Source organism: Enterobacter cloacae complex sp. P2B, from assembly GCF_014895985.1.
GTDB classification, from domain to species: Bacteria; Pseudomonadota; Gammaproteobacteria; order Enterobacterales; family Enterobacteriaceae; genus Enterobacter; species Enterobacter bugandensis.
On sequence record NZ_JADBQQ010000010.1, the window covers coordinates 155,718 to 181,366 of the forward strand.

The window sequence follows — 25,649 nt, forward strand, 5'->3', positions numbered from 1 at the left end:
GGATTTAAATAATGTGCCAATTTTTTTCAGTTGCATATCTGGTAAGCGCGGAATGCTCTCCCACACAGACGGGATGGCCAGTGGCTTCCAGCATTGGAATATCCGAAAGATCGTCGCCGTAGGCATAACAATCCACGGGGTTAATCTCTTTATCATCGCAAAAGGCGATAAGCGCGTCTTTTTTACCTGTTCCAATTGTTTGAGGCAGGCCGATTTCACCCGTCAACTCACCTTCGTCATTTATTATCACCGGCGCACAGAGTACTTCCGTTACTCCAAGATATTTTGCAATGGGTGAAAGAATCGGAAGCATAGAGCCCGATATAAATACGGTATACATGTTCTGGTTCTGATGTTTTTTAAGGGCTGAAACAGCACTCTCAATAAAAAAATTGCTTTCCAGCTTACGCCTGAACCACTTCTCACCCATTTCTTCCAGATAACGACAAGACACACCTTTAAACTGACGATAATAATCTCTGTTCAGGGCTTCCCTTGGCACGCCGTTTTTCACGTCGGTGCGAAAACGAGACATATAGCGTTGAAGACGATCGTTTTGATTATTTTCCCTGCACCAGAAATCATAGAAATCAAACATGCTTTTAATATTTATAAGCGTTTCATCAACATCAAAAAAAGCGGCATGTTTACGCAAACTTTATTCCTCGTAGTTTTTTCTTCGACTCTTAACCGGAAAATCTCTATCCGTACCAGACACGCCTGCATCCGCCCAGCGAGAAGGCGCAATTTCAGAAACCACCACGGAAATTTTATCCAGCGGCGCACCCGTGTTTTTGTGAACGGCAAATGTAATATCTTCCTGGAGTCTTATGATTTGATTTTCATCTTTCGCAGGCCAGGTCATAACATGAACAAATGGCATATTTTTCTCACTCTATAGTTGTAAATTCATCGAAGGAACGGCCTTTGAGTTTTAAATGGGCATGGATATCGCCTCCAAGACCATAAAAGCCAATTGCCCCGCCGTAGCTCTGACGCGAGCTCATATAAAGTACGACTACGTTAATAATTCTGTTTCCTTTCCTCGCCGGAGCCGGGAAAGGATCGGTTAACTCAGCCCAATATTCGGCATTACCTTCGCTATCGGTTATAAATACGTTGGGTATTCCCAGCGGACCTGGCCTGCTCGGATCCTCCGAGGCTAGATCGTTTTCCCTGAGACTCATCACGGTGTAAACGCTATCCGGAACAAGGCTCCGGAACGAAAACGTGAACCGGGCTCGTTTCTTATCTTCGGACAATGTGACCTCAAAGGAGCCCTCTGCCTCGAGCCAGGCAGCGAGGGTCACTGGCTCGATCTCTCGCTTTCCATCGCTGCTGCGATAATCCGCGATATAGCCTTCATGAAGTGGCAGGCCAGGCCTTATTTCATTATTGGCCTGTGGCCGCTGTTCTGGTGCGAAAATCATCCGATAGTTGTTCATCGGAATGGGTAAAGGAAGAGTATGAAGAATGATGTCCTTCAACGCGTCCTGAGGCATCTTTTCCAGATCGCACAGAATGTTATAGGGTGCGACTTCCCCAAATGCCGGAAGCGGGCTGTCCGGAGAGACAATGACGCTTCGCCACTGCAGTCCGTTATCCCCTGGCACCATGCCCACCACGACAAAATTACCCTTCCCGTCCATGACCTCCGCAGGGGGGTAAAGCGGCCCCTGCGTGGTCGCAGCCAGACGGTATTTCTGGCTACGTAATTCAGGCATGCGTTACCCCCTGAGTCACCCCTTGCTGCTCAACAATGGTCGCCTGCATGGCAACCTCAGCCAGAGATTTCTCTTTCTCTGTAATCAGGGCTGAAGGATAAACGGTGAACGAGACATCCATTGTCGCGCAAAGCGTTTGGTGCTGAGTGACGCGAACCTGAGCCTTGAAACGCCCCCGGCGGTCGTTAATATCTTTTTCAAGAAATTCAAAGTGGACCAGCGCCGGTAAAGGGAACAGGAAACTGGCGAAATTGATTGCCATGCTATTAATGACGTAATAGCGTCCACTTTCCTGCTGGTAAATAAATTCTTCGGTGACACCGATAAAGGCCTGTCGGCTGGCTTCAACCAGGAGCATTCCCTGAATATGCTGCCCCGTCTGATGATCCGCCATCAATTCGCAACGCTCATCAATTAACAGCGGCATCGCATAAAGATCGTGGTTATGCTCAGCTTGTTCCGCAGGTCCTATAAGTACATTCTGTTCCAGTCTTTTATGGCAATAAGCATTTTTTTTGTCGCTAACCAGTTTTTCCAGAGAGCACATTTTTAACTTATTACCATGAATCGCATTTCTTGCCTGGTTTGAAATTACCTTTCCGGCAAAATCCTTGCGCACGCCCTGCCCAACAATAATTTCATGTTCTTTATCAATGATATTCGCAGGTATTTGAGTCAATAATTCTAGCTGAGATATAGTCAGTACATCTTTACCATTGGCAAATTCATTAAATTTATCGCCAACAACTACCAACTTTTTACAGTTCATTCATTGTCCCTCAACAACAGCAAGCACGATAGATACGTGTATAAAGGCCGTCATTACCGCCAGTAATAAAGTTATCGCCGGCCTGTTGAATGATTTCCTGATAACGCGCATTGGTAAATGCTTCTTTATATGCTGCTTTATCGCCGTTGAATGAGGAGATAAACATTACACCCGGAACGCCGCTGATCAGTGAATGAAATGCTTCGAAACTTTCAATCTTATCTTTGTTATCTCTTACAACATTAAAAATGGTTTCATCGCGCCACTGACGGTACTGCTGATAGTTATGCGCAGGCACTTCGACGTGTCGGAGTTGAATATAATTTGATTGTGGCAAGCTATTTTTATTATCAATTGGGGATTCAACAAACTTAAGCAGTTCGCGACGGATATCGGCAGAAAGAACTTCAGAGAAACGATGGAACATGGATTCCATTTCACTTTCAACCCATGCAATTTCTTTAATATCGTTGAATGCGCGTAATTCCAGCAATTCATTAACGCCGTTTTCTTCACAGGTATAGTAGCGAACGTTTTCATTGCTTTTTAAGGAAGTAAATTCTTTTTCAGAAAAAGTGTTTTTTAATGGGAAGCGTGATAACAGTACATATTTAGACGACATAATTACTCCGAGTATTGATTAAGTGAGGATTCGGATAGAAATTTATCAATACAGGAAACTATTGGAATTGTTAAATTTGTAATATATTTTTTGTATTACTGTTAAAACGGGTTTTGCTGCCAGCATTTAGCGTGTAATATCGAAATGGAAAAAAGACGAAATACCTTTTCGCATTTAGGACCCACGTATGGCTACAGCAGAACATTTAATCAGCAATAACCTGCCCAGTATCAAACAATTACAATGCTTTCTCGCTGTTGCACATGAACTGAACTTTCGTAAGGCTGCCGAACGTCTGCGCATGACTCAACCTCCTCTGACGCGTCAGATAAAATGCCTTGAAGCGGTGTTGAAACGTCAGTTGTTCAGTCGCAGCACGCATGACGTTAGCCTCACTGAAGCAGGCCGAGCGCTGGTCGTTCAGGCAGAAAAAATACTCAAAGACATCAGCAGCTTAAAAGAAGATCCTCACTCTTCAGAAACGAGTCTGCGCATCGGTCTCACGCGCACGCTTAATTTTGAATATATTGAACCTGTAAATACCCAGCTTCAAAAAATGAACGTCGGAGATGACGTTGAAACGCCCGACCTGACGTCAGCACAGCTGCTGCAAAGCTTGTCTAAAAATATGCTGGATCTGGTGCTGACCGGGGAAAAAGGAACGGGTCATGAAGACATTGTTCAATACCGCTGGGTCTGCCAGGAACCGTTGCTCATCGCAATGCCTTCTTTACATCCTGCCAGTCTGAAAGAGAAAGTCTCGCTGGAAGACATTAGCGATCTTCCACTTTTTTGGTTTTCGAGAAGCGCTAATCCGTCATTCTATGATAAATGCGAAAGCTACTTTGACACGCTGAAAACGCCGCTGAAGCGTATTAAAGAGCCGGATGATTCCCTCGTGATGCTAAGCCGTATCGCAAGAGGGAAAGGGTTTGCGCTACTGCCTCAGTCAAAATGCACCTTCAATCAGGAGGGGCTATGCTATCGCGAACTAACGGACGATGAGGCAAAGAGATTAAATATTGATATCTATGCCGCAACCCGCCTCAATGAAAACAGAGAGGAGATCCTGAACGCTCAGAATATCTTGTGCGGGAAAAAGGCTTAATGCAGATAAAACACACCTTCTTCCGGCAGAAATAGCTGGTTATAGCGCAGCTGGAAGACGTTCAGCTCCTGCGGATCGGGCTCCATTTCGCGCATAAAGCCAAGTGCCAGACGAATTTGCGCGTCGGTAATGGGTGCGGCAAGGCGGGCTTTACGCAGCATACGGTGCCAGGTATGCAGATTCTCTTCGCTACCGTCGACAATACAGACCTGCCAGATGAGCAGCACCTGCGCGGCGTTTTGCAGATGCGCCTCGTCAGGCCGCTCAAGGTAGCGGATAAATTCATTGCCCGGTGTTTTACCGAACTGGTCAATCATCGACTCGATCGGCATCGGGGTAATCCCCAGCCGTTCGCTTAAACGTTTGATGGCGCGGCGGGAATCTGAGGTCAGGACGCGAAATCCCACCACAAACACCACGGCAAGCGTTGCCAGCATTATCCAGACCATGCGTTCTCCTTAGACTAGCCGCTCATCATAGCGGGAAACGCAGCGTGTCGACAGCGGGCATAAACATAATAGTGAATGGAAAACAGGTGGAAAATCGGCATGAAAGCGGATCTGCGCGCGCCTGATCTTAACCTTTTGAAAATGCTTGATGAGCGCAGCGCCGTAGACGCAATCCTCAAAACCTGTAATACGTATTAAACAGGTTAATTTCCTAAAATATCGTGCTGCCGTAATTTAGACTCTGACATATCTTAACCTTTTTTTTTGTATGGTTATAATCATCCCCTTACAATACTTTTTAGATATCAATAAGACAGGGATAGAATGAATACGACGCATGGATGCAATTTTTGTCGACGTATGGGTATGCCATTACTACCGATACGCCCAGCAGTCATGGCAAAGGGAGATGACTTACCTTCTCTCCCCAGTGATTTTTCACCTTCCATACAACCAGAAGGCGAAACAGACTATACCGCGCGACTATTACGAAAGGGATTTTTGTATATTTGGTCCGAGCAATGCCGTTACTGGTTAAACTACTTTGTGACTGATGATGGCTATTTTTATCCCCTTCCGCACAACGGTAATGTTCCGCCTCGATTGTTTGAGGGGGAGTTGAAGCCATGTATCGCACAACCGCAAGAATTAGCGGCGGCTTCACTTATCACACTCCCCATGAAGCCGCCGGGTATACAAAATGGTAGTTACTGGTTCATTTGGTCTGAAGAGCAATGGACTGATAAAACCCGCCAGTTACATGAAAAGCCAGAATGGCAACAAATGTATATGCAAAAATTTGATATGGATGCATGGTTGATGACACATCAAGGTCAACAGGCCAGGTCTATCAATCTCCTCACACAGACCGTAGCGGAATACAGCCCTTCGGTCCGTATTTGTCAAATGAAAGACTGGACACCTACGCCATTTAAACCAGTAACGGCGAATTCAGCCAGTGAATTAATTAAAGCTGCAACTAGCCTGGATGCTCAGCATGGTGCACTTCTTTTACTTTCTGACCCAGTAGCTGCTGCCATGGAAATCTCATCACTGTCGCGATATCGTTTTGACCAGGCGATAGCCGACAACCCTGAATTTAAACGTGGTATTGCATTAAGTGCGATGTTGAACGGACTGGAACTCTCAGTTCGGGAATGCCTGTTCCAGACGGTGAAGGACAGTGATATCAGGAATGAACAAAAAACCCGTTTCGGTTGGGATAGCCCTGCCGGGCCACATTTTCCCGATCCTGAATCAGCAGAAAAACTTCACAGGCTGGATGAAGAAACACGCAATGAGCGAGTTAACGAGGTCTGGCAGCACTACGAAAAGTATATCGACAGAAATCAGCAAAACGAATTTACCAGCAAGCTGATTAAGCACATTACAAGCTATAACGAACGCATTATCGTTCCGATGACCAGAATGTTTCTTAATTGGTTACAAAGCACGGCAATGAAGTCCTACTTCATTCAACATTTTGATCCAACTTCGCCTCAGAGTGGTGCTCGTTACATTCAAACCGTATTTAATTGTCTGGTAGGTATGGAGGATAAGGCCGGGGTTATAAAGTTTATTGAGCAACAGTTGTATATGTCTGAAAAGGAGGAGCAAAACTATCTTTTAAGGGCGGTGTTTTTTAACAATAATGCATGGATCTCGCAGTTCGAAGCCGAAATGAATACGCATGGCGGTCGGGACTGGGATAAAGGTATCAGCTGGGACAGGTTGGCTGATGGTGTAAAGGAAATCAGTCAACAATATTCATCAGCAATAAACCTCGCGCTTGAAAGGCTGCATTACCTGTACCTGCCTGCAATCATGAAAGCGACAGGCGAAATGGCCAAAGGCGTACAGGTCAATTTTGCGATTTCTATTCTTGCTATACAGGGAAAAGCGTTTTTGCGAATACCCGTTGATACAGGAACAAAACAATACCTTAACGCCCTCACGCGGGGTATGGCTGGTCTTCTTGAAATGAGTGGTAAGACAGGCGGGCGGCTTTACCAGGCACTGCAGAAAGAAGCTGAATACCTGTCCCGTGGCATATCTGAAACAGCAAGGATAAAAACCTATTTACCCACACTGATAGATATTGATGAGGTGAAGAAACTACAGGCCCTTTCTGAACATGAACGTCTGGCGAAACTTGGATCCGTACTGAAAACAGAGGATGAGATCGTCAACGCCGTGTTTCCGTTCTCCACTCACCTTCAGCTTGCAAAAGCCCAAGGGATATCAGGCAATACCATACTCTCAGAACTCGGTCATAATGCCTTCCCCTTTGCTGGAAGCACCTTTTCAGCTCTGTTTCAGGGATGGGTCGTGCTAAATGGTTTTCAAAAAGAGGGATGGCCCGGAACACCCGACGGATGGGCGCGCTTCTCGTCAAATGGCGCTATGGCATGGGCAGCCGCAATGGATACCCTGAAGCGCGCTTCCGCTGGAATTATCCGATTAGAGCTTTCTCCGACGGTGACGTTTGGTGCTCGATTTGTGCTAAAAATCGCCAGTTGGCCATGGTGGGAGCGGCTTGGATTTCTGGGAGGGTTAGTATTTACCGGTGTTGAATTTACAGATGGCATAATAAAGATATCTGAGGGTAAAACGGATATTGGTATAGCTCATTTGGTCAATTCTCTAGGTGTTGGTCTTATGACTCTGGCCACCGGAAAATCCATCATTCTTCCTCTACTAACCTATCTAGGTCTTTCAAGTGCCAGCGTGGCGGAAGGTAGCCTGTTTGCCCTGATCCTCGGCCCTTGGGGGATCTTTGTCAGCGTGTTATTGATTTTAGGAGCGAACGCCTGGTTAGTCAGCCAGACGCGTAATGAGATCCAGGGATGGCTGGCAAGCACCTTATGGCGGCGCATTCCTGATGGCGAATCAACTATTCCAACACAATACCAAAATAGTCTATTGGAACAAGACGCGTTCAAAGCCTTGGGCAAAGGAAATGCATAATATGTTTAAACGTATCCCCCTCGATCCGTCCCGGATGTACATGAACACGTTCACCCGCATCACGGATAAGACCGTGTTACAGCGCTATTTCCGTGGAAAAGGCAACCCCGGCGTCACTGCGGTGTCCGCCATGGACAGCGTGATCCGCATCAACTCCACCTGTCTGGAGCTGGTCGACCGGCTCTATTTTTCCCGTGGTTCCGGTACATTAATTGCCAGTTTTTTCTTTGGCTTATTTTTTGGCGTGTGCTTTCTTTGGTTGGTTTTTAAGGCATTTTTTTTGGGGCAAGGGGAGAATACCCCCTGGGGTGTATTAAGTATTATATGGATTATATTTGTATTACCTCTATCCTGGCTGTCATATAAATTCCTGGTTCTGGAGGTCTTTAACTACACCCACTACCCCATCCGCTTTAACCGCAAAAATAAAACCGTCTATCTCTTTCGCAACGGTAAACCCGTACTCGCCGTACCGTGGCACGACCTGGAGTTTGTCCGCATATCCAACGGCGGCAAACCCGAGTCATGGTCCATTGTCGGCTGCACGCTCGCGGATGACGGCGAAACCGTCACACACTACATTCCCCTCCCCGTCAGCAACAACTGGGGGCCGGAATACCTTGAGGTTTACTGGGAATACATCCGCTGCTACATGGAAGAGGACGACTGCGTGGCAGACCTCGCTGATATCGTCACTTACTGTCTCCCCGTCGAAAAACAGAAGGAAGGCTGGTTTTTTGGGCTGCTCTATATCAGCAAAATGACCAGCAGGCTGGGGTGGCTGGTTAACCTCCCGCTCTTCCCTTTTGTGTTTTTTGTCAGCATCACGCGCTGGCTGGTGATGCTCACCTGCCGCGTTCCCGTCTGGCCGCCTGAAGTGGAGGAGGCCTGCCGCCCGGATGAAAACGACCCGGTCAACAAAGGGGCAGAGCACAACCCGCCGCAGGTTTGGCGCCCGATGCTGGCGGTACAGGGGAAAAAGCGTTATGAGGAAAACTACGCCCGCGAGCGGGGCGCGATGGACAGGATCATTGCCCGGCTGAAAGCGAAATATCCACCGTCTGTTCAGCCAAAAAAGCGCCGGGAGAAGAGAAAGCATGTTTAAACGACTCCCCCTCGATCCGTCCCGGATGTACATGGGCACGTTCACCCGCATCACGGACAAGACCGTGTTACAGCGCTATTTCCGTGGAAAAGGCAACCCCGGCGTCACTGCCGTATCCGCCATGGACAGCGTTATTCGTATCAACTCCACCTGCCTGGAACTGGTTGACCGGCTCTATTTTTCCCGTGGTTCCGGGACGCTGCTTGCCGCCTTTGGGTTTTGCATGATGTTTATCGCTTCTTTTCTCTGGCCAATATTTCAGTTTCTGTTTCTTGGTCATCACATTAAAGCGTCATCCTGGTTGGCTCTGATTTTTGCCTGGGCTATTTTTATCCTCCCTCTTTCCTGGGTGACCTATAAATTCCTGGTTCTGGAGGTCTTTAACTATACCCACTACCCCATCCGCTTTAACCGCAAAAATAAAACCGTCTATCTCTTTCGCAACGGTAAGCCCGTGCTCGTCGTCCCGTGGCACGACCTGGAGTTCGTCCGTATCTCCAACGGCGGCAAACCCGAGTCGTGGTCCATTGTTGGCTGCACGCTCGCGGATGACGGCGAAACCGTCACACACTACATTCCCCTCCCCGTCAGCAACAACTGGGGGCCGGAATACCTTGAGGTTTACTGGGAATACATCCGCTGCTACATGGAAGAGGACGACTGCGTGGCAGACCTCGCTGATATCGTCACTTACTGTCTCCCCGTCGAAAAACAGAAGGAAGGCTGGTTTTTTGGGCTGCTCTATATCAGCAAAATGACCAGCAGGCTGGGGTGGCTGGTTAACCTCCCGCTCTTTCCTTTTGTGTTTTTTGTCAGCATCACGCGCTGGCTGGTGATGCTCACCTGCCGCATTCCCGTCTGGCCGCCTGAAGTGGAGGAGGCCTGCCGCCCGGATGAGAACGACCCGGTCAACAAAGGCGCAGAGCACAACCCGCCGCAGGTATGGCGCCCGATGCTGGCGGTACAGGGGAAAAAGCGTTATGAGGAAAACTACGCCCGCGAGCGGGGCGCGATGGACAGGATCATTGCCCGCCTGAAAGCGAAATATTCTTCATTTGTATGATAGAACCGCTTAAATAAAAAAGCCCGGCGGTCAGCCGGGCAAAGAAGTTACCTGCACACTCAGGCCGCTTTTAATTTCTGCGCGCGGTTCTCGCGGCGAATTTTACGTTCTTCCAGCACCGCGACCATCGCCATCAGGACGATACAGCCGATCGCTGCCGCATCCAGCGCCGCGAAGGTGCCCGCCCAGCCGGTGAGACCGAAAATCGGCGTACCGTCGGCGATCATCCCCAGGCCAAGCTTGGCGAAGCTGTCGCCGATCAGGTAGGCGAAGGTGCCTTTAATCCCATCGGCGGCGCCGATCGCTTTTTTCGGCACGAACCCTACGGCCGCCACGCCAATCAGCAGCTGCGGGCCAAACACCAGGAAGCCGAGCGCGAACAGGGACGCCAGGTAAACGTACTGGTTGCTGGCGTGCTGGTAGATGCCGAGCGTGGCGATAATCAGCGCCAGCGCGACGCAGGCCACCAGCGCACGGCGGCCGTTGGCGAGGTCGGAGAGCCAGCCCCACAGCAGCGTGCCGACCAGCGCGCCCACTTCGAACAGGGTGAAGCCCTGAATCGCCACCTCTTTCGACAGCTTCAGCTCCTGGAAGGCATACACCGTTGACCACTGGTCGATGCCGATGCGCACCACGTACAGGAAGATGTTTGAGAAGCACAGCAGCCAGATCACTTTGTTTTTCAGCACGTACTCAACAAAGATCTGCCATTTGGACATCTCGTTCTCTTCGGTCTCTTTGTCCTCTTCGCTGATCTCCTCCCCGAACAGCTCTTCGGCTTTGCCGAGGCCGTAGGATTCCGGGGAGTCGCTGCCGAAACGCAGGCCGATAAAGCCGACGATCAGGGCGATAATCGACGGGAAAATAAACATGCCGATCACGTGGCCGTCGAACAGATAGTTCGCGCCAAACAGCGCCACGCCTGCCGCACCCGCCCCGCCGAGGTTGTGGGAGATGTTCCACATGCCGAGGTACGAACCCCGCTTACGGCGCGGCGTCCATTTGGTGATGGTGGAGTAGCTGCACGACCCGCCGGTGCTCTGGAAGAAACCGCTCAGGGCGTAGAAGGCAATCATCAGGAACAGGCTGACGGAGCCCGCTCCCATGCTGGCGCTGAAGCCGAGCATACAGATGGCGGAGAGGATCAGCATAAACGGCAGGAACTGCTTGGTGTTTTTGCCGTCCGCGTAGTAGGACACAACCGTTTTCCCCACCCCGTAGGTGATGGAGAAGCCCAGGCCAATCATCCCCAGCTGCGTCATGCTCAGCCCGTAGGTGGAGATCATGTCGTTCTGCGCGATGTTAAAGTTTTTGCGGATCAGGTACATGGTCAGGTAGCCGATGAAGACCACCAGATAAGACTGCATGAACGGTTTGAACCACATCTTGCGCCGCACGTCGAGCGGCAGATCCAGGGTCGGCTTGCGCACCTGGTTTAAGAAGGCCAGCATGGTTGGTTTACTCCTGAGCTGATTTTTGCAGCATTGTAAAAATCAGCCGGGAGAGATGCCTGAGACAGCGTCCAGGTGAAACCGGGAAAATTTCTTAGTTTTGCGCCATTCGGCAACAAAAGGTGAGGCACGTCACGCTTCGCGCGGCGCCTGGGCGTGCAAAAACGGCAGCAGCAGCAGGGCGGAAATGCCCGCCGCGATGGCGATCGCCGCGAAGAATCCGCTCCAGTGCCAGACGTCGATGACCCGTGCCAGCGGCCAGCCGGAGAGCGATGCGCCGAGGTAGGCAAACAGCCCGACAAAGCCCGTCGCCGCGCCTGCCGCCTCTTTGTGCGAGCACTCTGCCGCCGCCATGCCGATCAGCATCTGCGGACCAAACACGAAAAAGCCGATGGTGAAGAAGCACGCCGCCTGCATCACGTAGCTGGCGAACGGCATCAGCCACAGCGAGCCCACGGAGAGCAAAATCCCGGCGGCAAAAATCAGATTCATCGGGCCGCGGTTGCCGTTGAACAGCTTGTCCGAGCCCCAGCCCGCCACCAGCGCGCCGATAAACCCGCCCAGCTCAAACATTGTGACCGCAGAGTTAGCGGTCACCAGGTCCACGCCGAGCGTCTCGGACATGTACAGGTTGCCCCAGTCGTTGATCGCCGCGCGCACCACGTAGACCAGCACGTAGCAGAGGGACAGCAGCCAGATGTACGGATTTTTCAGCACGTACTTGGTGAGGATTTCCTGGCGGGACAGCCCGGCGCCCTCCTGCTGCTGGGCGATCTCCATCTCGTCGTGCCGCCAGTCGCCCACCGCAGGCAGGCCGACGGTTTGCGGCCTGTCACGCAGGCGCCAGCAGAGGAACAGCCCGGCGATAATCGCGAGGCCACCGGCAATCATCATCCCCGTGCGCCAGCCGTAGTGCAGCGCGGCAGCCCCCACCACCATCGGGATCAGTGCCCCGCCAACGTTATGCGCGGTGTTCCAGATCGCCCACCAGCCGCCGCGCTCGTTGCGCGAGTACCAGGCGGTGAGCAGGCGGGCGCAGACCGGCGCACCCCAGCCCTGGAAAAAGGCGTTCAGCGCCCACAGCAGGGCAAAGGCCCACAGCGAGGTGGAGAAGCCAAACAGGATGTTCACCACGCCGGTGGCGATCAGCCCAACGCCCATAAAATAGCGCGCGTTGGAGCGGTCGCTGACGATGCCGGAGAAGAACTTCGACAGCCCGTAGCTGATGTAAAACAGCGTCGCCAGCAGGCCGATATCGGTGCGCGTCATCACGCCGCTGGCGAGGATTTCCGGCGCGGCGGCGTTGAAGCTTTTACGGGTGAAGTAGAACAGCGCGTAGCCGAGCCAGATGGTGATCAGGATATGGCGACGCCAGTAGCGATAGCGGGCGTCGATTTCCGCCTTGTCGCGCAACGGAGCCGCGCTGGTTGGGGTTTTAAACATGGTACGTCCTTAACGGCAAACTGACGCTGACGCGCGTCCCGTGGGTGCAGGAGAGGGTCAGCGTGCCGCCCAGCGCCTTCACGCGCTCGCGCATGCCCGCCAGGCCAAAGCCCTGCTGGCCGGAGCCCGGCGGCAGGCCACAGCCGTCGTCTTCAATCACCAGCATCAGGCGCTCGTCCTGCTGCCAGCCCTGGAGCGTCACCGCGCTGGCATTGGCGTGTTTGACGATGTTGTTCAGCCCCTCCTGGCAGACGCGGAACAGCGTCACGCGCTGGCCTTCGCTGAGCAATGATTCATCAATGCGCCAGTCGAGATGACTGACAATGCCGCGGCTTTCCAGCTCCATCTCGCGCATCAGGGAGCGTATCGCCTGCTCCAGCGACAGGTCATCAAGCTGGCGCGGACGCAGCCGTCCCAGCAAGCGGCGAACGGCGTCATAGACACCCAGCGAAAGCTGTTCGATATGCGCCCCGCCCTGCTTCACGCCCGCGTTATCCGCCGCCAGGCGCTGAACAATGCCCGCCTGGGTGCGGATGGCGGTAATGGTCTGGCCGATATCATCGTGCAGCTCGCGAGCCACCTCCTGACGCACGCTCTCCTCAGTCTCCAGCAGACGCTCCGCCAGACGACGGTTGCGCGCCAGCTCGGCTTGCAGGGACTGGTTCAGCTCGCGAAGACGCTGAATGCCCGCGCCGAGCAGCAGTCCGGTCAGGCTCTGGGCCAGCAGCGAGAGCAGCAGATCCACCGGATGGTCGTGCCAGGTCTGGCTGGCGATCAGCGCGATGGCGTTCATCAGCGTGGCGATCAGCGCCCCCTGCCAGCCGTAGTGCCAGGCCAGAGCGATGATCGGCAGCGCCAGGCAAAACGGCGTGAAGCGCGAAAGCTCGGCGGGCAGACCAAGCTGCAGCCACAGGCTCACCATAAACAGCAGCAAATACCAGATGAGATGCCGGGCGCGCCAGTTCACCGGCTGGGAGACCAGCGCGGGGCCGAGCGGCTGCCAGGCGGTGCTGGTGAGGTAGTGCCAGAAAACCAGACAGGTCGGCGCGAGGGTCAGGCCGCCGGTAAGGGTCAGAAGCAGGGCGTTAAGCATCTCCTTCTCGCCTAACCACGGCAGTGACTGCAACAGCGCGGCGGCAATCAGCGCCGCCCCCTGATGCAGCAGCGTGCGCCAGTCGCGCTGGTGGCGGTAGCGGGAAATCAGGGCAACGGGGAGAAGCGTGAGCAGGCTTCCGGTCATCAATAAGGGAAGATGTGCGAGGGCCACTTCCTGCGCCAGCCAGACCAGCATCAGCCACTCCGCGCCGAGCAAAACGGGCCAGTAGCCGCGCGGGCACTGGAGCATTAGCCCCAGACGCAGGCCGAAGGGAAACAGCAGCACCGCCAGCTCAGGACGTTCCACCAGATGCAGACTGATGCTCCACAGGCAAAACCACGCGGCGGAGAAGATAAAAAAACTGGCGACGACGGCGATCAGCCGCGAAAACACGGGACTCATTGCCAGCTGTCGAACATGCGGCGCGCCAGCTCGACGTCGTTGCTGACGTTGAGTTTTTCCATCAGGTTGGCGCGGTGGACGTGCACGGTTTTCGGCGACAGATCCAGCTCGGCGGCAATCTCTTTCACCGACATGCCCTGGGCAAGCTTCTCCGCCACCTGGCGCTCGCGTCTGGTGAGCGGATCCTGACGTCCGGCCGCCAGCTTGATGGCGATATCCGGCGTCAGGTAGCAGCCGCCGGTGGAGACGGTGCGCACGGCAGCGATCAGCTCGTCCGGGCTACAGCGTTTGGAGAGGAAGCCGCGTGCGCCCGCGTTGAGCGCCTGCTCGACCAGCGCCGGGCTGTCGTGGACCGAGAGCATGATCGTCGCCATCCCTTTCGGCAGCTGGCTCAACAGCTCCAGCCCGGAGAGATCCGGCATCGAGATGTCACAGATACAGACCTGCACCCCGCGCCCCGGCAGGCCCGCCAGCGCCTCGTGACCGGAGCCAAACTCGGCCACGACCTGGAAATCCGGTTCGAGGTTAAGAAGCTGGGCAAAGCCGGAGCGGACGATAAGGTGGTCGTCGATGAGAGCGATGGTGGTCATGTGTGTTCCTGCGGTCTGAAAAAGCCGGATGACGCTGCGCTTATCCGGCCTACAAGAGCGAAAGACGCTTACCTTAAGCGATTTACTCGAAAAACACCGCAATTTTGTTAAACATGGTGGGATCGGACTGGTTGCGCGCCACTTTGGTGACGTCTTCCAGCTTGTCGATCTGCGCTATCATCTGCTCCAGACGCTGATCGTCGTTGACCAGTAGCCAGATGCGGCTGTGCTCGCTGCCCTGAATCGGCAGGCAGAGAATACCTTCCACGTTAAACGCCCGGCGGGCAAACAGCCCGCAGACGTGGGTCATAACGCCAGGGTGGTTGCGGACGGTGAGTTCCAGAATGACGTTATCATGTTGTTTCTGCATGGTTTATTCCCCCACCATCTCAGTATTGGCCGCACCCGGCGGCACCATCGGATACACTTTTTGTTCAGGGTCGATACGCACGTGGATCAGCGCCGGGCCAGGACGCGAGATCGCCGCCTGCAGCGCCGCGTGGGCGTCTTCTTCCGCGTTCAGATCGCAGGTGTGCAGGCCAAAGCCGGCGGCAATCTGCATAAAGTTAATCATTCCCGGATAGGTCGCCGCAAACACGCCCTGCTTGTAGAACAGGCTCTGCTGCTGGTGCACCAGACCCAGCGCCTCGTTGTTCATCAGGATGATTTTCACGTCTAACTGGTTTTCGGCCGCAGTCGCCATCTCCTGAATATTCATCATCAGGCTGCCGTCGCCGGAGAAGCAGATAACCTTGCGGTCCGGGTTGGCGAGCGCCGCGCCTACTGCCGCCGGCAGGCCGAAGCCCATGGTGCCGAGGCCGCCGGAGGTCAGCCACTGGCGCGGACGGTTCAGCGGATACGCCTGCGCGGCCCACATCTGGTGCTGGCCCACGTCGGTGGTGATAATCGCGCTGTCGTCCACGCAGGCGGCCACGGCGTTGATCAGCCCGTAGTGGCTCAGCGGGTCGCCCTCAGCTGGGATGGCACCCGGGAACTCGCGCTGCAGATCGGCCACCAACTGACGCCAGTCGGCCCGGTCAGTTGCGTCAGTCTGCGGGATCAGCTGCGCCAGCACTTCGGCCACGTCGCCCTGAATCGCCACGTGCGGCTGTTTGATTTTACCCAGCTCGGCGCGGTCGATATCCACGTGAATAATTTTGGCGTTCGGGCAGAACTGCTCGGTTTTGCCAATCGCCCGGTCATCAAAACGTGCGCCCATAACAATCAGCAAATCCGCCTCTTGCAGGATGTAGTTGGTGCTGCGCGCACCGTGCATGCCCAGCATGCCTAATGACAACGGATGCGCTTTAGGCAGCATACCCAGCGCCATCAGGGTCATGGTGGTCGGCAGGTTGGCCTTTTCCGCAAACTGGCGGATTTCATCCGCAGCGTTAATCGCCCCGCCGCCCAGATAGAGCACCGGGCGTTTAGCGGCGTTAATCATGGCGGCGGCGTCGCGAACGCTTTCAGCGCTGAATTCCGGCGCGGGGGCGCGCTCGCCCGGCTCCGGCAACACGTCGATCTCGATCTCTGCGGTCTGGACATCCTTAGGAATGTCTATCCACACCGGGCCCGGGCGGCCAGACTGCGCAATGCGGAACGCATCGCTGATAACCTGAGGCAGCTCGCTGATATCGCGAACTAAATAGTTATGTTTAGTGATGGGGATAGAGATGCCGTAGGTGTCCACTTCCTGGAACGCGTCGGTGCCGATCATCGAGGACGGCACCTGGCCGGTAATGCAGATCAGCGGAATGGAGTCGAGGCGCGCGTCGGCGATGGCGGTCACCAGGTTGGTTGCGCCGGGGCCGCTGCAGGCCATACAGACCGCCGGTTTGCCCTGCGTACGCGCCATGCCCTGAGCGATAAATCCTGCCCCCTGCTCGTGACGCGCCAGCACGTGGCGGATCTGCGTGCTTTGGCTCAACGCATCGTACAGCGGCAACACGGTTCCACCCGGGATACCCGCAACCGTGGTGATGCCCTGTCGTTCCAGTAAATGAACAATCAGCTGCGCGCCTGTAAAACGCGTCTTTGTGGATGTTATGCCCGAACTTGCCATGCTCCAGTCCTTTTCTTCTGGGCCGACTTTCCGGGGAGGGTCCTAAACGAAAAACCCCGCCCGGTTTGCGCCGGCGGGGTTTTGGATTCGTGTGTTGATCCAGTCCCTACGGCGCATTGCCGACGACCACCACCACACGCACGACGACCACTGCGGCTGGTTGCGCAGTTTTTAGTAGGGTCGAAGTGAAGATGGATGAAGTCATTGGGGACCTGTGTTTGGAATCATTGCTTGAATTTATACAAACACAGGTTTTCGGGCGTGACAATGGAAATATTTTCATCTGCGCAAAAATGCATCAGGGATCACGTTTCAGTACGTTGCTCGCTCATTCCAGGAGTCACTATAGATGACATTGCCGTCGCAATGCTTCCAGGTGATTTTCTCATAGCGTATGAGAACCGTTTCAAGGTGTGTTCCCGTGTTTGCGCCGGGATACAGGTCAGGTGTGATTGAGGTTATTTTCACATTCTCCAGGAGGATATTAAAATATTCCTGTTCTAAACCCGCCTCATTAATCTGATACATCTTAATGGTGGCTGACTGGAGTGTTCTTCCCGTACTCAGCGCGCGAAAGAGAAGCGGGGTTACACGATCAAATTCTTTCTGGAACATGATGGGCATGTGTATGCGCGTGCCCGTCAATTTCCCGGTATTCCCGTCGACTGGAATGTTGACATTATGAGTGAATGATTTGAGTTCAATTGCACCTTCACGCCCTGTCACAAGGCAGGGGCCAACCATGGGGGAACCATTTTCATCTGTAAGAAATAAATAAGCCGGGTTTGACATAAAGAATACCTTTTTTTTAAAAAATCAATCGTACTTATCAAAACGACCAAAAATTATTGGATGAACAAGGATAAATACACCGATAGCAATAAATGTGAGTAATACCCAGTGGTCAGGTATCAACCATAGAAAAAAAGAGGCGCATACAAAAACATAAACGGGAAATAAAATATCCGTAAATAGAATTGATAACAGACTCTTAAACACGCTACTTGTCCCTTAAGTCGTCATAAATCGCTTCAAAATCCCTGTAGAAACCCATTTGAACCTTCTTAATCAGTTCAGACAGGAATGGTTCAATAAAGTAATAGAGCATTTCCAGTTGTGCGGCATAGAGGGTAGCGTAATACTTTGGGTCCAACGTTTTCAGGCGACGAGCAGCAAGCGCGCACTTCTGGTCCGTGCCAATCAATTGAAATGCCATGACAACGTTCGGTACGCGACGTGCAAGCCGTTCGACGACGATTTCTGAGAGCAGGCCAGATTTGGAAAGATATATTGCCAACCCCCATGCTATTGCTAAACGCGCTGCTTTGCTTGTCGGGATATTTTTAACAAATCCGGTTACTTGTGAACCCGTCTTGCGGGCGCGATTTTGTTCATTTCCATTTTTAGAGTCATTTAGAACACTTTTAAAATAAAGATAGAGCATCTGTGCTATTACATCGCGATAACGGTAAAGAGACACAATGGAGAGGTACATTCTCTTTTCTTCTGAGAGAAGCTCATCACATACATCGTGATAGCTGGGGATTAAGCATGATGAGTACCAGCTTACACGCTCCATTCCTGAATAGATATCAGAGCCGATTCCCTTTAATGCTTTCCATGTCCCGGCAACGCCTTGCTGTCCATAAATAGCCAACTGTCTGTCGCCCTGGAACTTCATCTTCAAATAATCCGATGCTTGCATAAGATATCCATATCATGATTGTGGCTATAGAAATATACAATGAAAAGCAGTGTAATTCAAACTGGTGAATTGCCTAAAAAATACATTCACGAGAAAAATAATTCGATTGAATATTATTTTTTACGGCTATATCCGATGCGGTTTTAATATCCTGGCGAGTCTGTTTTTTATATTAAATGACTTATTTGGTGCTGCATCTCGTAAAACTATCCTGGTTCCCCTGCATAAAATTGATTTCTTAAGAAGCCTGACCAGGCCACCGCTTATCCCGGTATTTTTTTGTGGGCAGACCAGAAAACAAAAAACCCCGCCGGAGCGAGGTTTTTATCAGGGTTTTGCGGTTGGTCGCCGCAGAACACACTGTGTTACGTCAACGCGAAAAGTATACGCGATAGAACTCGAACGCGCAATTCCGGCACGGATTTTGACGTTTTTGAGTATGGATCACCTTCCAAATTTTGTCCAAAAAATACTGTTCATGCATACAGTATTTATCTATACTGAGGGTGTTCGCAGTGAGCGAGGGGGCCGCAGTTCTACCGGCGCAACGAAGTCCTGGCTGAAACGGGTGGTGCCGTCAGTGCCTTAACCCCTGAAGTGAGCACACTGTGTTACGTCAATCCAGGTGCTGGCAACAGGCGGCGGAAAGGTACGCCAGCATCGTGCTCCTTTTAACCAAAAGGAGACGCGTATGAGCGTAGTGGATATGGTGATACTTATCCTCAAACTCATTGTTGCAGTACTGCAACTGCTTGATGCTGTCCTGAAATACGTTCGGTAATTCAGGTTCAAGTCGCACCTGAGAGGGGCGGGCAACCGCCCCTCTTTAATAACGAGGGAATGCTATGTCGCGTCTGTTAATTGAGCCTGTCACACCGGATGAGCCGGGGTATATCGCCCTGAAGGCGGAAAGTATCGCGCTGAATTTCAACATGCTGCGCAGGCTGGAAGAGAACTGGCTGCGGGGTGAGAACCGCTTTAACGCGCCGGGTGAAAAGCTGCTGGGTGCGTTTCTTAACGGCAAGCTGGTGGGCGTGTGTGGCCTCAACCGCGATCCGTTCAGCCAGCAGCCGCGTGCCGGACGCATTCGCCATCTCTACGTCAGCGAGAAGTGCCGCGGGCTGGGCATTGGAAAACAGCTTTTAACCGTAGTGATGGCGGATGCCAGCATCTGGTTTGATTTTCTGAATACTCACGCGCCAGACAGCGCGTACGGATTTTACAATCGAGCCGGTTTTACGCTGGTCTCAGACGAACCGCGGGTGACGCACCGCCTTTTTTGTGCGGTGTAACCGGCTGGCGGCAACAGGATGTGAATGTTACAGTTGAGTGACAATTCATCACCCAATACGCCATGACCATCACCGTTTTCTGCATTTTGCTTTTCGCCGCACTGCTGCATGCCAGCTGGAACGCTATCGTTAAAGCCGGAACGGATAAACTCTACTCTGCGATCGGCGTTAGCGGCTCAGCCGCGATTATTGCCCTGATTTTACTGCCCTTCTCACCACAGCCTTCTGCGGCAAGCTGGCCGTTTTTGATCGTCTCCTGCGCCTTACAGGTGGTCTACACCGTGCTGGTGGCGAAAACCTATCAGGTCTCGGACATGAGCCAGACCTATCCGCTGATGCGCGGCACCGCCCCGCTGCTGGTGGCGCTGATCAGCGTGCTGGCGCTCGGCGACCATCTCTCCTGGCTCGCCTGGTCCGGTATCGGAGTCATTTGCCTGTCGATTCTGGCGATGGCGATGAATGGCCGCATGCAGTCACGCAGGGGGATCTGGCTGGCGCTGCTGAATGCCTGTTTTATCGCCGGGTATACGCTGGTGGACGGCACCGGCGTGCGGCTGTCGGACACCGCGCTGGGCTACACGCTCTGGACCTTCTTTATGAACGGCTTCTGCCTGCTGGGCTGGGCGATGGTGGCGCGTCGGCGCGAGGCGTCCAGCTACCTGCGCCTGCACTGGAAAAAAGGGCTGCTCGGCGGCGTGGGAACCATGGGCTCTTACGGTCTGGCCCTCTGGGCGATGACGCAGGCGCCGCTGGCGGTGGTCGCCGCGCTGCGTGAAACCTCGATTCTTTTCGGGGCGCTGATCGCCTTTGTCCTTTTAAAAGAGAAGGTTGCGGGCCTGCGCATCGCGGCAGCGCTGGGTATTGCTGTCGGCGCTATTCTGCTGCGTCTGGCGTAAATCGCTGGCAACATTAGTTGCCGTTCTTGTTTACAAATCCTGCCTTTACCGGTTTTTTCATTCACCGCCACAATGCTTAAATTGTCATCTCTCTGTGGTAGATTCCTCGCGCATTTATGGGAATGCGCAGTCACTTATTCTTCATTTTTCTCTTTTGGCAAAAGTATTCAGCGACATGAAAAAGCAACGGAACGTTAACTTATTGTTGATGCTGGTTTTACTGGTGGCCGTCGGTCAGATGGCGCAAACCATCTACATTCCGGCGATTGCCGACATGGCAAAGGAACTGAACGTCCGCGAAGGCGCGGTGCAGAGCGTGATGGCAGCCTACCTGCTGACCTATGGCGTTTCACAGCTCTTCTACGGCCCGCTCTCCGACCGCGTCGGGCGTCGCCCGGTGATCCTGGTGGGCATGAGCATTTTCATGGTAGCGACGGTGATTGCCATTACCACCCACAGCCTGACCGTACTGATTGCCGCCAGCGCCCTGCAGGGCGTTGGGACGGGTGTCGGCGGGGTGATGGCGCGAACTTTACCGCGCGATATGTATCAGGGCACCCAGCTCCGCCACGCCAACAGCCTGTTAAATATGGGCATTCTGGTCAGCCCGCTTCTCGCTCCGCTGATTGGCGGCCTGCTGGACACAATGTGGTCCTGGCGCGCCTGCTACGCCTTCCTGCTGGTGCTCTGCGTAATTGTCACCTTCAGCATGGCGCGCTGGATGCCGGAAACCCGCCCAAAAGACGCGCCGCGCACGAAGCTTCTCACAAGCTATAAGACGCTTTTCGGCAACGGCGCGTTTACCTGCTACCTGCTGATGCTGATCGGCGGCCTGGCAGGTATTGCAGTGTTCGAAGCCTGCTCCGGCGTGCTGCTGGGCGCGGGTCTAGGCCTGAGCAGCATGGTGGTGAGCATTCTGTTTATTCTGCCAATCCCGGCGGCGTTCTTTGGCGCGTGGTTTGCCGGGCGTCAGAACAAGCGCTTTTCAACCCTGATGTGGCAGGCCGTGATCAGCTGCCTGCTGGCGGGTCTGATGATGTGGATCCCGGGGCTGTTTGGCGTGATGACCGTCTGGACGCTGCTGATTCCGGCGGCGCTGTTCTTCTTCGGCGCGGGAATGCTGTTCCCGCTCGCCACCAGCGGCGCGATGGAGCCGTTCCCGTTCCTCGCCGGCACGGCGGGCGCGCTGGTGGGCGGTTTGCAGAACATCGGTTCCGGCGCGCTGGCCTGGCTCTCGGCCATGATGCCGCAGACCGGGCAGACTAGTTTGGGCCTGCTGATGACGCTAATGGGGCTGTTGATTTTACTGTGCTGGCTGCCGCTGGCGTCGCGCGTTCCGCATCACGAGCAGCCGGTTTAACCGCATGATGGCCCGGCTTCTCGCCGGGCTTTTCACAGACGGGCGCAATCATCGCCTGCAATAATGGCTCCGGCGCAGGCCGCCAGGCCCCCTCTTCCCCGTCGTAAAACTGGAAATCCGCGTTAAGCGCATACGGGATTTTCGCCTTTTGCAGCTCGCAGGCCATAAAGGTGGCGAAGGCCATTTGCGAAGCGGTTGGCGTGAGGTGGTTTGACTCCCCCACGCCCCAGCCCCCGACCCAACTGACGTGCCCGGTTTTTTGCTGCCAGCGCAGCGCGGTGCTGATGCGGTTACGGATAGCCGCCTTCTCCGCCGCCGTGCCGGACGTCCACGGGTATTTACCGCTATTTTTCAGCGGCCCCCACGGGAAAATATGCCACTCCGCCAGCAGGTAGTTTTGACTGTGCGCAGGCAGCTTCAGGCCGGATAAATCTTCCGGCGCGGCACGCAGGCGCGGCGCAATGAAAATCATGCGCTGCGGGTCGATGTCGTGGATCGCTTTAATGGTTTTTTCATACACGCGGTTTAACGACGCGAGGTTGTGGTTAAGCTTGTCGGCTGGCTCATAGATGAGATCAAAACCCAGCAGCGGATAGCTCTGGCCGAAATAGTGCGCCACGGCAATCCACCAGTTGATCGTCTCTTTCTCGTTATCGGCTTTGGGGTCGTTTTTATATTCATCGGCCTGATAAGCGATAATCGGGATCACGCCATATTGCTCGCAGGCTTCCACCAGCTTGCGTAGGTGGATCAGCCGCGCTTCCGTCGGCTCATCGGCGACGCGAATGCGCACGTGGGTAATGCCTTTTGCGCGAAAATCGCGAACCACCAGCGGGTCGAACTCGCGTATGCCGCGCTCGGTGCGCGCCCAGTCCACATCCATCCCGACGCCAAGCTGCTGCGCATAACGGGCAGCCGTCAGCGGCGGCTCAGCGGCAATGGCCCAGCCGGAAGAGATCAGTAACGCGGTCGCTATAAGAGGCTTTAACACGGTTTACCCTGGATAAATCGAAAGCATTACCTGTATTTAGCACGCTTTTTCACATTTGGTGTAGCGCGAAAGCGTAATAATTCTTCAACCTGCCAGTTCTCTCAGCCAGCCGATAAAGGCGTCTATTTTCGGCCACTGTCGGCCCGAAAGCGTCGAAACATAGTAGTGCTGATGGCATTTCAGGGTCTTGTCACCAAACGGGGCGATCAGTTCGCCCCGTTCAAGCCGTTTTTGCACCAGCCGCTTTCTCCCCATCGCGACGCCGACATGGTTGATGGCCGCAATAATCGCTAAGTCGGAACGATCGAAACCAATACCCGACGATGGCGGCATATTCACCGCAAAGTGCTGCGCCCAGCTCAGCCACTCATCCGTACCGGAATCATTGCTCCAGGCCTGACGGTCGTGCAGCAGCGTGCAGTGGCTAAGGTTATCGGGGTTTTTCAACAGCTCATGCTCGCGGGCATACTGCGGCGAGCAGACGGGCAAAATCTCTTCGTCCATCAGGAAGTGATGAGACAGATGGTTTGGCGGCGTATCGTCGAAATAGAGCGCCAGATCGACCCCCGTTCGCTGCATATTGATGTAATCATTGCCGGTCAGGACGGTGAGCGAAATCGACGGATAGCGGCGGGTAAAGTCGCCCAGCATGGGTACCAGCCAGCACTGAGCGATCGACGGCCGGGAGTAGACCGTCAGCGTGCCGGACAGCGCCTGGTTTTTGATGTCCAGGATCTCCTGATTCAGGGTGTCGAGGGACGATTTTAGCGTCCAGTAAACGCGCTTTCCCTCCTGCGTCAGCTCGACTTTACGGTGCGAACGGACAAACAGCTGAATACCGAGCTCTTCTTCGAGCAGGTTGATGCGGTGGCTCACCGCGCTGGGGCTGAGCGACAGCTCCTCCGCCGCCAGCGCGAAGGATTCATGTCGAGCCGCCACTTCAAAGGTGTACATTTTCGACAGCTGCCAGCCGTTGAGCAGCCGGTTTCTGGCTTCATTTGCATCGGTCATCACAATTCTCACGCGTGGTTTCTGCGCTCAGCATACTGTTTAAGGGTGAATATATGTGAACCTAATGCGGTTTAAGTGCGTTTTTTAGAGCGCAGTCACTCAGTTGATTCAATCTGGCTCACCTGAACGCCAATTTATATCGTTTGTCAGCCCACGCCGCTTTTTCGTCCAATACCCCCAGATGACATAAGGGTGAGGTGAGATATGGGATCTCAGGTCTGGGTTGTGGCAACGCTGCTGGTCAGCATTGTGTTGATTGTTTTAACCATCGTTAAGCTAAAGTTTCACCCGTTCCTCGCGCTGCTGCTGGCGAGCTTTTTCGTCGGCGCAATGATGGGAATGAGCCCGCTGGATATGGTAAACGCTATTGAGAGTGGGATTGGCGGCACGCTGGGCTTCCTGGCGACCGTGATTGGTCTTGGGACCATTCTCGGCAAGATGATGGAGGTTTCCGGCGCGGCAGAGCGCATCGGGATTACGTTGCAGCGCTGCCGCTGGCTGTCAGCAGACGTGATTATGGTGCTGGTGGGCCTGATCTGCGGCATTACGCTGTTCGTGGAAGTGGGCGTGGTCCTGCTGATACCGCTGGCGTTTTCCATCGCCAAAAAGACCCACACGTCGCTGCTCAAGCTGGCCATTCCGCTCTGTACCGCGCTGATGGCGGTGCACTGCGTGGTGCCGCCGCATCCGGCCGCGCTGTTTGTGACCAATAAATTAGGGGCGAACGTTGGAACGGTCATTGTCTACGGTTTGATGGTCGGCCTGATGGCCTCTCTGGTCGGCGGCCCGCTGTTCCTGAAGCTGCTCGGCAATCGTCTGCCGTTTAAACCGGTTCCGGCGGAATTTTCAGACCTGAAGGTGCGGGAGGAGCATACCCTGCCGTCGCTGGGCGCCACGCTGTTTACGGTGCTGCTGCCGATTGCCCTGATGCTGGTGAAGACCATCGCTGAACTGAATATGGCAAAAGACGGCACGCTGTATACGCTGCTGGAGTTTATCGGCAACCCGATCACCGCCATGTTTATCGCCGTGTTTGTCGCCTACTACCTGCTGGGCATCCGCCAGCACATGGGCATGGGCGCGATGCTGACGCACACCGAGCACGGCTTTGGCTCTATCGCCAACATTTTGCTGATTATCGGCGCGGGCGGCGCGTTCAACGCCATCCTGAAAACCAGCGGACTGGCGGACTCGCTGGCGCAAATTCTCTCGAACCTGCACATGCACCCTATCCTGCTCGCCTGGCTGGTGGCGCTGGTGCTGCATGCCGCCGTAGGCTCCGCCACGGTCGCGATGATGGGCGCCACGGCCATCGTCGCGCCGATGCTGCCGCTCTACCCGAACGTCAGCCCGGAGATCATCACCATTGCCATCGGTTCCGGCGCCATTGGCTGCACGATCGTGACCGATTCTCTCTTCTGGCTGGTGAAGCAATACTGCGGCGCGACCCTGAATGAGACCTTCAAATACTATACGACGGCGACGTTTATCGCCTCGGTGCTTGCACTTGGCGGCACATTCCTGCTTTCTTTCATTATCTGAG

27 protein-coding genes are annotated in these 25,649 nt (G+C 54.0%); 10 read left to right on the top strand and 17 right to left on the bottom strand.

Annotation, left to right across the window (positions count from 1 at the left end; genetic code table 11):
• Positions 1 to 4: 4 nt before the first annotated feature.
• The 5 genes from IM313_RS09625 to IM313_RS09645 are packed head-to-tail and all read right to left on the bottom strand — an operon-like array spanning position 5 to position 3,115.
• On the bottom strand, positions 5 to 655 hold the full coding sequence (locus tag IM313_RS09625) for an HAD family phosphatase (RefSeq protein ID WP_047366714.1): 651 nt from the start codon (positions 653 to 655) through the stop codon (positions 5 to 7).
• Between the two features lie 3 nt (positions 656 to 658).
• Positions 659 to 883: a 2-hydroxymuconate tautomerase gene (locus IM313_RS09630; protein WP_041911708.1), complete on the bottom strand. Its 225-nt coding sequence runs from the start codon at positions 881 to 883 to the stop codon at positions 659 to 661.
• A gap of 7 nt (positions 884 to 890) precedes the next feature.
• Positions 891 to 1,724 (bottom strand): hypothetical protein, encoded by an 834-nt coding sequence (locus tag IM313_RS09635; RefSeq protein WP_049000252.1) that lies wholly within the window; start codon positions 1,722 to 1,724, stop codon positions 891 to 893.
• Positions 1,717 to 2,493 carry an AfsA-related hotdog domain-containing protein gene (locus IM313_RS09640; protein WP_028014968.1) on the bottom strand — a complete coding sequence of 259 codons (777 nt, stop codon included), beginning with the start codon at positions 2,491 to 2,493 and terminating at the stop codon, positions 1,717 to 1,719. The genes IM313_RS09635 and IM313_RS09640 overlap by 8 nt, the downstream gene beginning before the upstream one ends.
• 10 nt (positions 2,494 to 2,503) lie before the next feature.
• On the bottom strand, positions 2,504 to 3,115 hold the full coding sequence (locus IM313_RS09645; protein ID WP_049000250.1) for a hypothetical protein: 612 nt from the start codon (positions 3,113 to 3,115) through the stop codon (positions 2,504 to 2,506).
• Positions 3,116 to 3,302: 187 nt separating this feature from the next.
• Between IM313_RS09645 and IM313_RS09650 the strand changes: the two genes are divergently transcribed.
• Positions 3,303 to 4,223, top strand: coding sequence for a LysR family transcriptional regulator (locus tag IM313_RS09650; protein ID WP_049000249.1), 921 nt, complete (start codon positions 3,303 to 3,305; stop codon positions 4,221 to 4,223).
• On the opposite strand, the gene IM313_RS09655 is transcribed toward IM313_RS09650, so the two are convergent.
• Positions 4,220 to 4,672 carry a DUF1198 domain-containing protein gene (locus IM313_RS09655; RefSeq protein ID WP_045260830.1) on the bottom strand — a complete coding sequence of 151 codons (453 nt, stop codon included), beginning with the start codon at positions 4,670 to 4,672 and terminating at the stop codon, positions 4,220 to 4,222. The two genes, IM313_RS09650 and IM313_RS09655, sit on opposite strands and share 4 nt — an antisense overlap.
• A gap of 324 nt (positions 4,673 to 4,996) precedes the next feature.
• Between IM313_RS09655 and IM313_RS09660 the strand changes: the two genes are divergently transcribed.
• The 3 genes from IM313_RS09660 to IM313_RS09670 are packed head-to-tail and all read left to right on the top strand — an operon-like array spanning position 4,997 to position 9,807.
• A complete protein-coding gene (locus IM313_RS09660; RefSeq protein ID WP_127334656.1) occupies positions 4,997 to 7,639 on the top strand; it encodes a T6SS effector BTH_I2691 family protein in 2,643 nt (880 codons plus the stop codon).
• A gap of 1 nt (position 7,640) precedes the next feature.
• A complete protein-coding gene (locus IM313_RS09665) occupies positions 7,641 to 8,744 on the top strand; it encodes a DUF6708 domain-containing protein (protein ID WP_192971846.1) in 1,104 nt (367 codons plus the stop codon).
• On the top strand, positions 8,737 to 9,807 hold the full coding sequence (locus tag IM313_RS09670) for a DUF6708 domain-containing protein (RefSeq protein ID WP_192971847.1): 1,071 nt from the start codon (positions 8,737 to 8,739) through the stop codon (positions 9,805 to 9,807). The genes IM313_RS09665 and IM313_RS09670 overlap by 8 nt, the downstream gene beginning before the upstream one ends.
• A gap of 59 nt (positions 9,808 to 9,866) precedes the next feature.
• Here IM313_RS09670 and uhpT read toward each other — a convergent pair whose 3' ends face one another.
• The 9 genes from uhpT to IM313_RS09715 form a co-directional block, all read right to left on the bottom strand.
• Entirely contained in the window at positions 9,867 to 11,258 is a 1,392-nt protein-coding gene (gene uhpT, locus IM313_RS09675; RefSeq protein ID WP_028014963.1) for a hexose-6-phosphate:phosphate antiporter, read from the bottom strand.
• Between the two features lie 132 nt (positions 11,259 to 11,390).
• Complete coding sequence (locus IM313_RS09680) at positions 11,391 to 12,701, bottom strand: MFS transporter (RefSeq protein ID WP_048999160.1); 1,311 nt, start codon at positions 12,699 to 12,701, stop codon at positions 11,391 to 11,393.
• Positions 12,694 to 14,199, bottom strand: coding sequence for a signal transduction histidine-protein kinase/phosphatase UhpB (gene uhpB, locus IM313_RS09685; protein ID WP_192971848.1), 1,506 nt, complete (start codon positions 14,197 to 14,199; stop codon positions 12,694 to 12,696). The genes IM313_RS09680 and uhpB overlap by 8 nt, the downstream gene beginning before the upstream one ends.
• A complete protein-coding gene (gene uhpA / locus IM313_RS09690; protein ID WP_041911714.1) occupies positions 14,196 to 14,789 on the bottom strand; it encodes a transcriptional regulator UhpA in 594 nt (197 codons plus the stop codon). The genes uhpB and uhpA overlap by 4 nt, the downstream gene beginning before the upstream one ends.
• Before the next feature lie 82 nt (positions 14,790 to 14,871).
• A complete protein-coding gene (gene ilvN, locus IM313_RS09695) occupies positions 14,872 to 15,159 on the bottom strand; it encodes an acetolactate synthase small subunit (RefSeq protein ID WP_028014960.1) in 288 nt (95 codons plus the stop codon).
• A gap of 3 nt (positions 15,160 to 15,162) precedes the next feature.
• A complete protein-coding gene (gene ilvB / locus IM313_RS09700; protein WP_192971849.1) occupies positions 15,163 to 16,851 on the bottom strand; it encodes an acetolactate synthase large subunit in 1,689 nt (562 codons plus the stop codon).
• Positions 16,852 to 16,957: 106 nt separating this feature from the next.
• Positions 16,958 to 17,056: an ilvB operon leader peptide IvbL gene (ivbL, locus tag IM313_RS09705; RefSeq protein ID WP_057979964.1), complete on the bottom strand. Its 99-nt coding sequence runs from the start codon at positions 17,054 to 17,056 to the stop codon at positions 16,958 to 16,960.
• Positions 17,057 to 17,163: 107 nt separating this feature from the next.
• Complete coding sequence (locus IM313_RS09710) at positions 17,164 to 17,643, bottom strand: type VI secretion system tube protein TssD (RefSeq protein ID WP_063943320.1); 480 nt, start codon at positions 17,641 to 17,643, stop codon at positions 17,164 to 17,166.
• A 208-nt stretch (positions 17,644 to 17,851) separates the two neighbouring features.
• On the bottom strand, positions 17,852 to 18,556 hold the full coding sequence (locus IM313_RS09715; RefSeq protein ID WP_048957713.1) for a hypothetical protein: 705 nt from the start codon (positions 18,554 to 18,556) through the stop codon (positions 17,852 to 17,854).
• 106 nt (positions 18,557 to 18,662) lie between these two features.
• Between IM313_RS09715 and IM313_RS09720 the strand changes: the two genes are divergently transcribed.
• The 5 genes from IM313_RS09720 (at position 18,663) to emrD (ending at position 22,104) form a co-directional block, all read left to right on the top strand.
• Positions 18,663 to 19,145 carry a hypothetical protein gene (locus tag IM313_RS09720; RefSeq protein WP_192971870.1) on the top strand — a complete coding sequence of 161 codons (483 nt, stop codon included), beginning with the start codon at positions 18,663 to 18,665 and terminating at the stop codon, positions 19,143 to 19,145.
• A gap of 102 nt (positions 19,146 to 19,247) precedes the next feature.
• Positions 19,248 to 19,337, top strand: coding sequence for a type I toxin-antitoxin system toxin TisB (gene tisB / locus IM313_RS09725; RefSeq protein WP_045260836.1), 90 nt, complete (start codon positions 19,248 to 19,250; stop codon positions 19,335 to 19,337).
• Between the two features lie 64 nt (positions 19,338 to 19,401).
• Positions 19,402 to 19,848: a GNAT family N-acetyltransferase gene (locus IM313_RS09730; protein WP_028014956.1), complete on the top strand. Its 447-nt coding sequence runs from the start codon at positions 19,402 to 19,404 to the stop codon at positions 19,846 to 19,848.
• Between the two features lie 62 nt (positions 19,849 to 19,910).
• A complete protein-coding gene (locus IM313_RS09735) occupies positions 19,911 to 20,744 on the top strand; it encodes an EamA family transporter (protein ID WP_028014955.1) in 834 nt (277 codons plus the stop codon).
• Between the two features lie 175 nt (positions 20,745 to 20,919).
• Positions 20,920 to 22,104 carry a multidrug efflux MFS transporter EmrD gene (gene emrD / locus IM313_RS09740; RefSeq protein ID WP_192971850.1) on the top strand — a complete coding sequence of 395 codons (1,185 nt, stop codon included), beginning with the start codon at positions 20,920 to 20,922 and terminating at the stop codon, positions 22,102 to 22,104.
• Here emrD and IM313_RS09745 read toward each other — a convergent pair.
• Positions 22,007 to 23,095, bottom strand: coding sequence for a glycoside hydrolase family 5 protein (locus IM313_RS09745; RefSeq protein WP_192971851.1), 1,089 nt, complete (start codon positions 23,093 to 23,095; stop codon positions 22,007 to 22,009). The genes emrD and IM313_RS09745 overlap by 98 nt on opposite strands.
• An 84-nt stretch (positions 23,096 to 23,179) precedes the next feature.
• Positions 23,180 to 24,106: a DNA-binding transcriptional regulator DsdC gene (gene dsdC / locus IM313_RS09750; RefSeq protein ID WP_039024536.1), complete on the bottom strand. Its 927-nt coding sequence runs from the start codon at positions 24,104 to 24,106 to the stop codon at positions 23,180 to 23,182.
• Between the two features lie 204 nt (positions 24,107 to 24,310).
• Between dsdC and dsdX the strand changes: the two genes are divergently transcribed.
• Positions 24,311 to 25,648: a D-serine transporter DsdX gene (gene dsdX, locus IM313_RS09755; protein WP_192971852.1), complete on the top strand. Its 1,338-nt coding sequence runs from the start codon at positions 24,311 to 24,313 to the stop codon at positions 25,646 to 25,648.
• Position 25,649: the final 1 nt, after the last annotated feature.

What these genes read in the sequence shown, in the direction of transcription:
- emrD (WP_192971850.1), top strand. Translation starts at nt 20,920, where the DNA reads ATGAAAAAGCAACGGAACGTTAACTTATTGTTGATGCTGGTTTTACTG.
- IM313_RS09735 (WP_028014955.1), top strand. Translation starts at nt 19,911, where the DNA reads ATGACCATCACCGTTTTCTGCATTTTGCTTTTCGCCGCACTGCTGCAT.
- IM313_RS09670 (WP_192971847.1), top strand. Translation starts at nt 8,737, where the DNA reads ATGTTTAAACGACTCCCCCTCGATCCGTCCCGGATGTACATGGGCACG.
- dsdX (WP_192971852.1), top strand. Translation starts at nt 24,311, where the DNA reads ATGGGATCTCAGGTCTGGGTTGTGGCAACGCTGCTGGTCAGCATTGTG.
- dsdC (WP_039024536.1), bottom strand. Translation starts at nt 24,106, where the DNA reads ATGACCGATGCAAATGAAGCCAGAAACCGGCTGCTCAACGGCTGGCAG.
- tisB (WP_045260836.1), top strand. Translation starts at nt 19,248, where the DNA reads ATGAGCGTAGTGGATATGGTGATACTTATCCTCAAACTCATTGTTGCA.
- IM313_RS09635 (WP_049000252.1), bottom strand. Translation starts at nt 1,724, where the DNA reads ATGCCTGAATTACGTAGCCAGAAATACCGTCTGGCTGCGACCACGCAG.
- IM313_RS09645 (WP_049000250.1), bottom strand. Translation starts at nt 3,115, where the DNA reads ATGTCGTCTAAATATGTACTGTTATCACGCTTCCCATTAAAAAACACT.
- IM313_RS09640 (WP_028014968.1), bottom strand. Translation starts at nt 2,493, where the DNA reads ATGAACTGTAAAAAGTTGGTAGTTGTTGGCGATAAATTTAATGAATTT.
- IM313_RS09715 (WP_048957713.1), bottom strand. Translation starts at nt 18,556, where the DNA reads ATGCAAGCATCGGATTATTTGAAGATGAAGTTCCAGGGCGACAGACAG.
- IM313_RS09655 (WP_045260830.1), bottom strand. Translation starts at nt 4,672, where the DNA reads ATGGTCTGGATAATGCTGGCAACGCTTGCCGTGGTGTTTGTGGTGGGA.
- IM313_RS09730 (WP_028014956.1), top strand. Translation starts at nt 19,402, where the DNA reads ATGTCGCGTCTGTTAATTGAGCCTGTCACACCGGATGAGCCGGGGTAT.
- IM313_RS09630 (WP_041911708.1), bottom strand. Translation starts at nt 883, where the DNA reads ATGCCATTTGTTCATGTTATGACCTGGCCTGCGAAAGATGAAAATCAA.
- uhpA (WP_041911714.1), bottom strand. Translation starts at nt 14,789, where the DNA reads ATGACCACCATCGCTCTCATCGACGACCACCTTATCGTCCGCTCCGGC.
- ilvN (WP_028014960.1), bottom strand. Translation starts at nt 15,159, where the DNA reads ATGCAGAAACAACATGATAACGTCATTCTGGAACTCACCGTCCGCAAC.
- uhpT (WP_028014963.1), bottom strand. Translation starts at nt 11,258, where the DNA reads ATGCTGGCCTTCTTAAACCAGGTGCGCAAGCCGACCCTGGATCTGCCG.
- IM313_RS09650 (WP_049000249.1), top strand. Translation starts at nt 3,303, where the DNA reads ATGGCTACAGCAGAACATTTAATCAGCAATAACCTGCCCAGTATCAAA.
- ivbL (WP_057979964.1), bottom strand. Translation starts at nt 17,056, where the DNA reads ATGACTTCATCCATCTTCACTTCGACCCTACTAAAAACTGCGCAACCA.
- IM313_RS09660 (WP_127334656.1), top strand. Translation starts at nt 4,997, where the DNA reads ATGAATACGACGCATGGATGCAATTTTTGTCGACGTATGGGTATGCCA.
- ilvB (WP_192971849.1), bottom strand. Translation starts at nt 16,851, where the DNA reads ATGGCAAGTTCGGGCATAACATCCACAAAGACGCGTTTTACAGGCGCG.
- IM313_RS09680 (WP_048999160.1), bottom strand. Translation starts at nt 12,701, where the DNA reads ATGTTTAAAACCCCAACCAGCGCGGCTCCGTTGCGCGACAAGGCGGAA.
- uhpB (WP_192971848.1), bottom strand. Translation starts at nt 14,199, where the DNA reads ATGAGTCCCGTGTTTTCGCGGCTGATCGCCGTCGTCGCCAGTTTTTTT.
- IM313_RS09665 (WP_192971846.1), top strand. Translation starts at nt 7,641, where the DNA reads ATGTTTAAACGTATCCCCCTCGATCCGTCCCGGATGTACATGAACACG.
- IM313_RS09710 (WP_063943320.1), bottom strand. Translation starts at nt 17,643, where the DNA reads ATGTCAAACCCGGCTTATTTATTTCTTACAGATGAAAATGGTTCCCCC.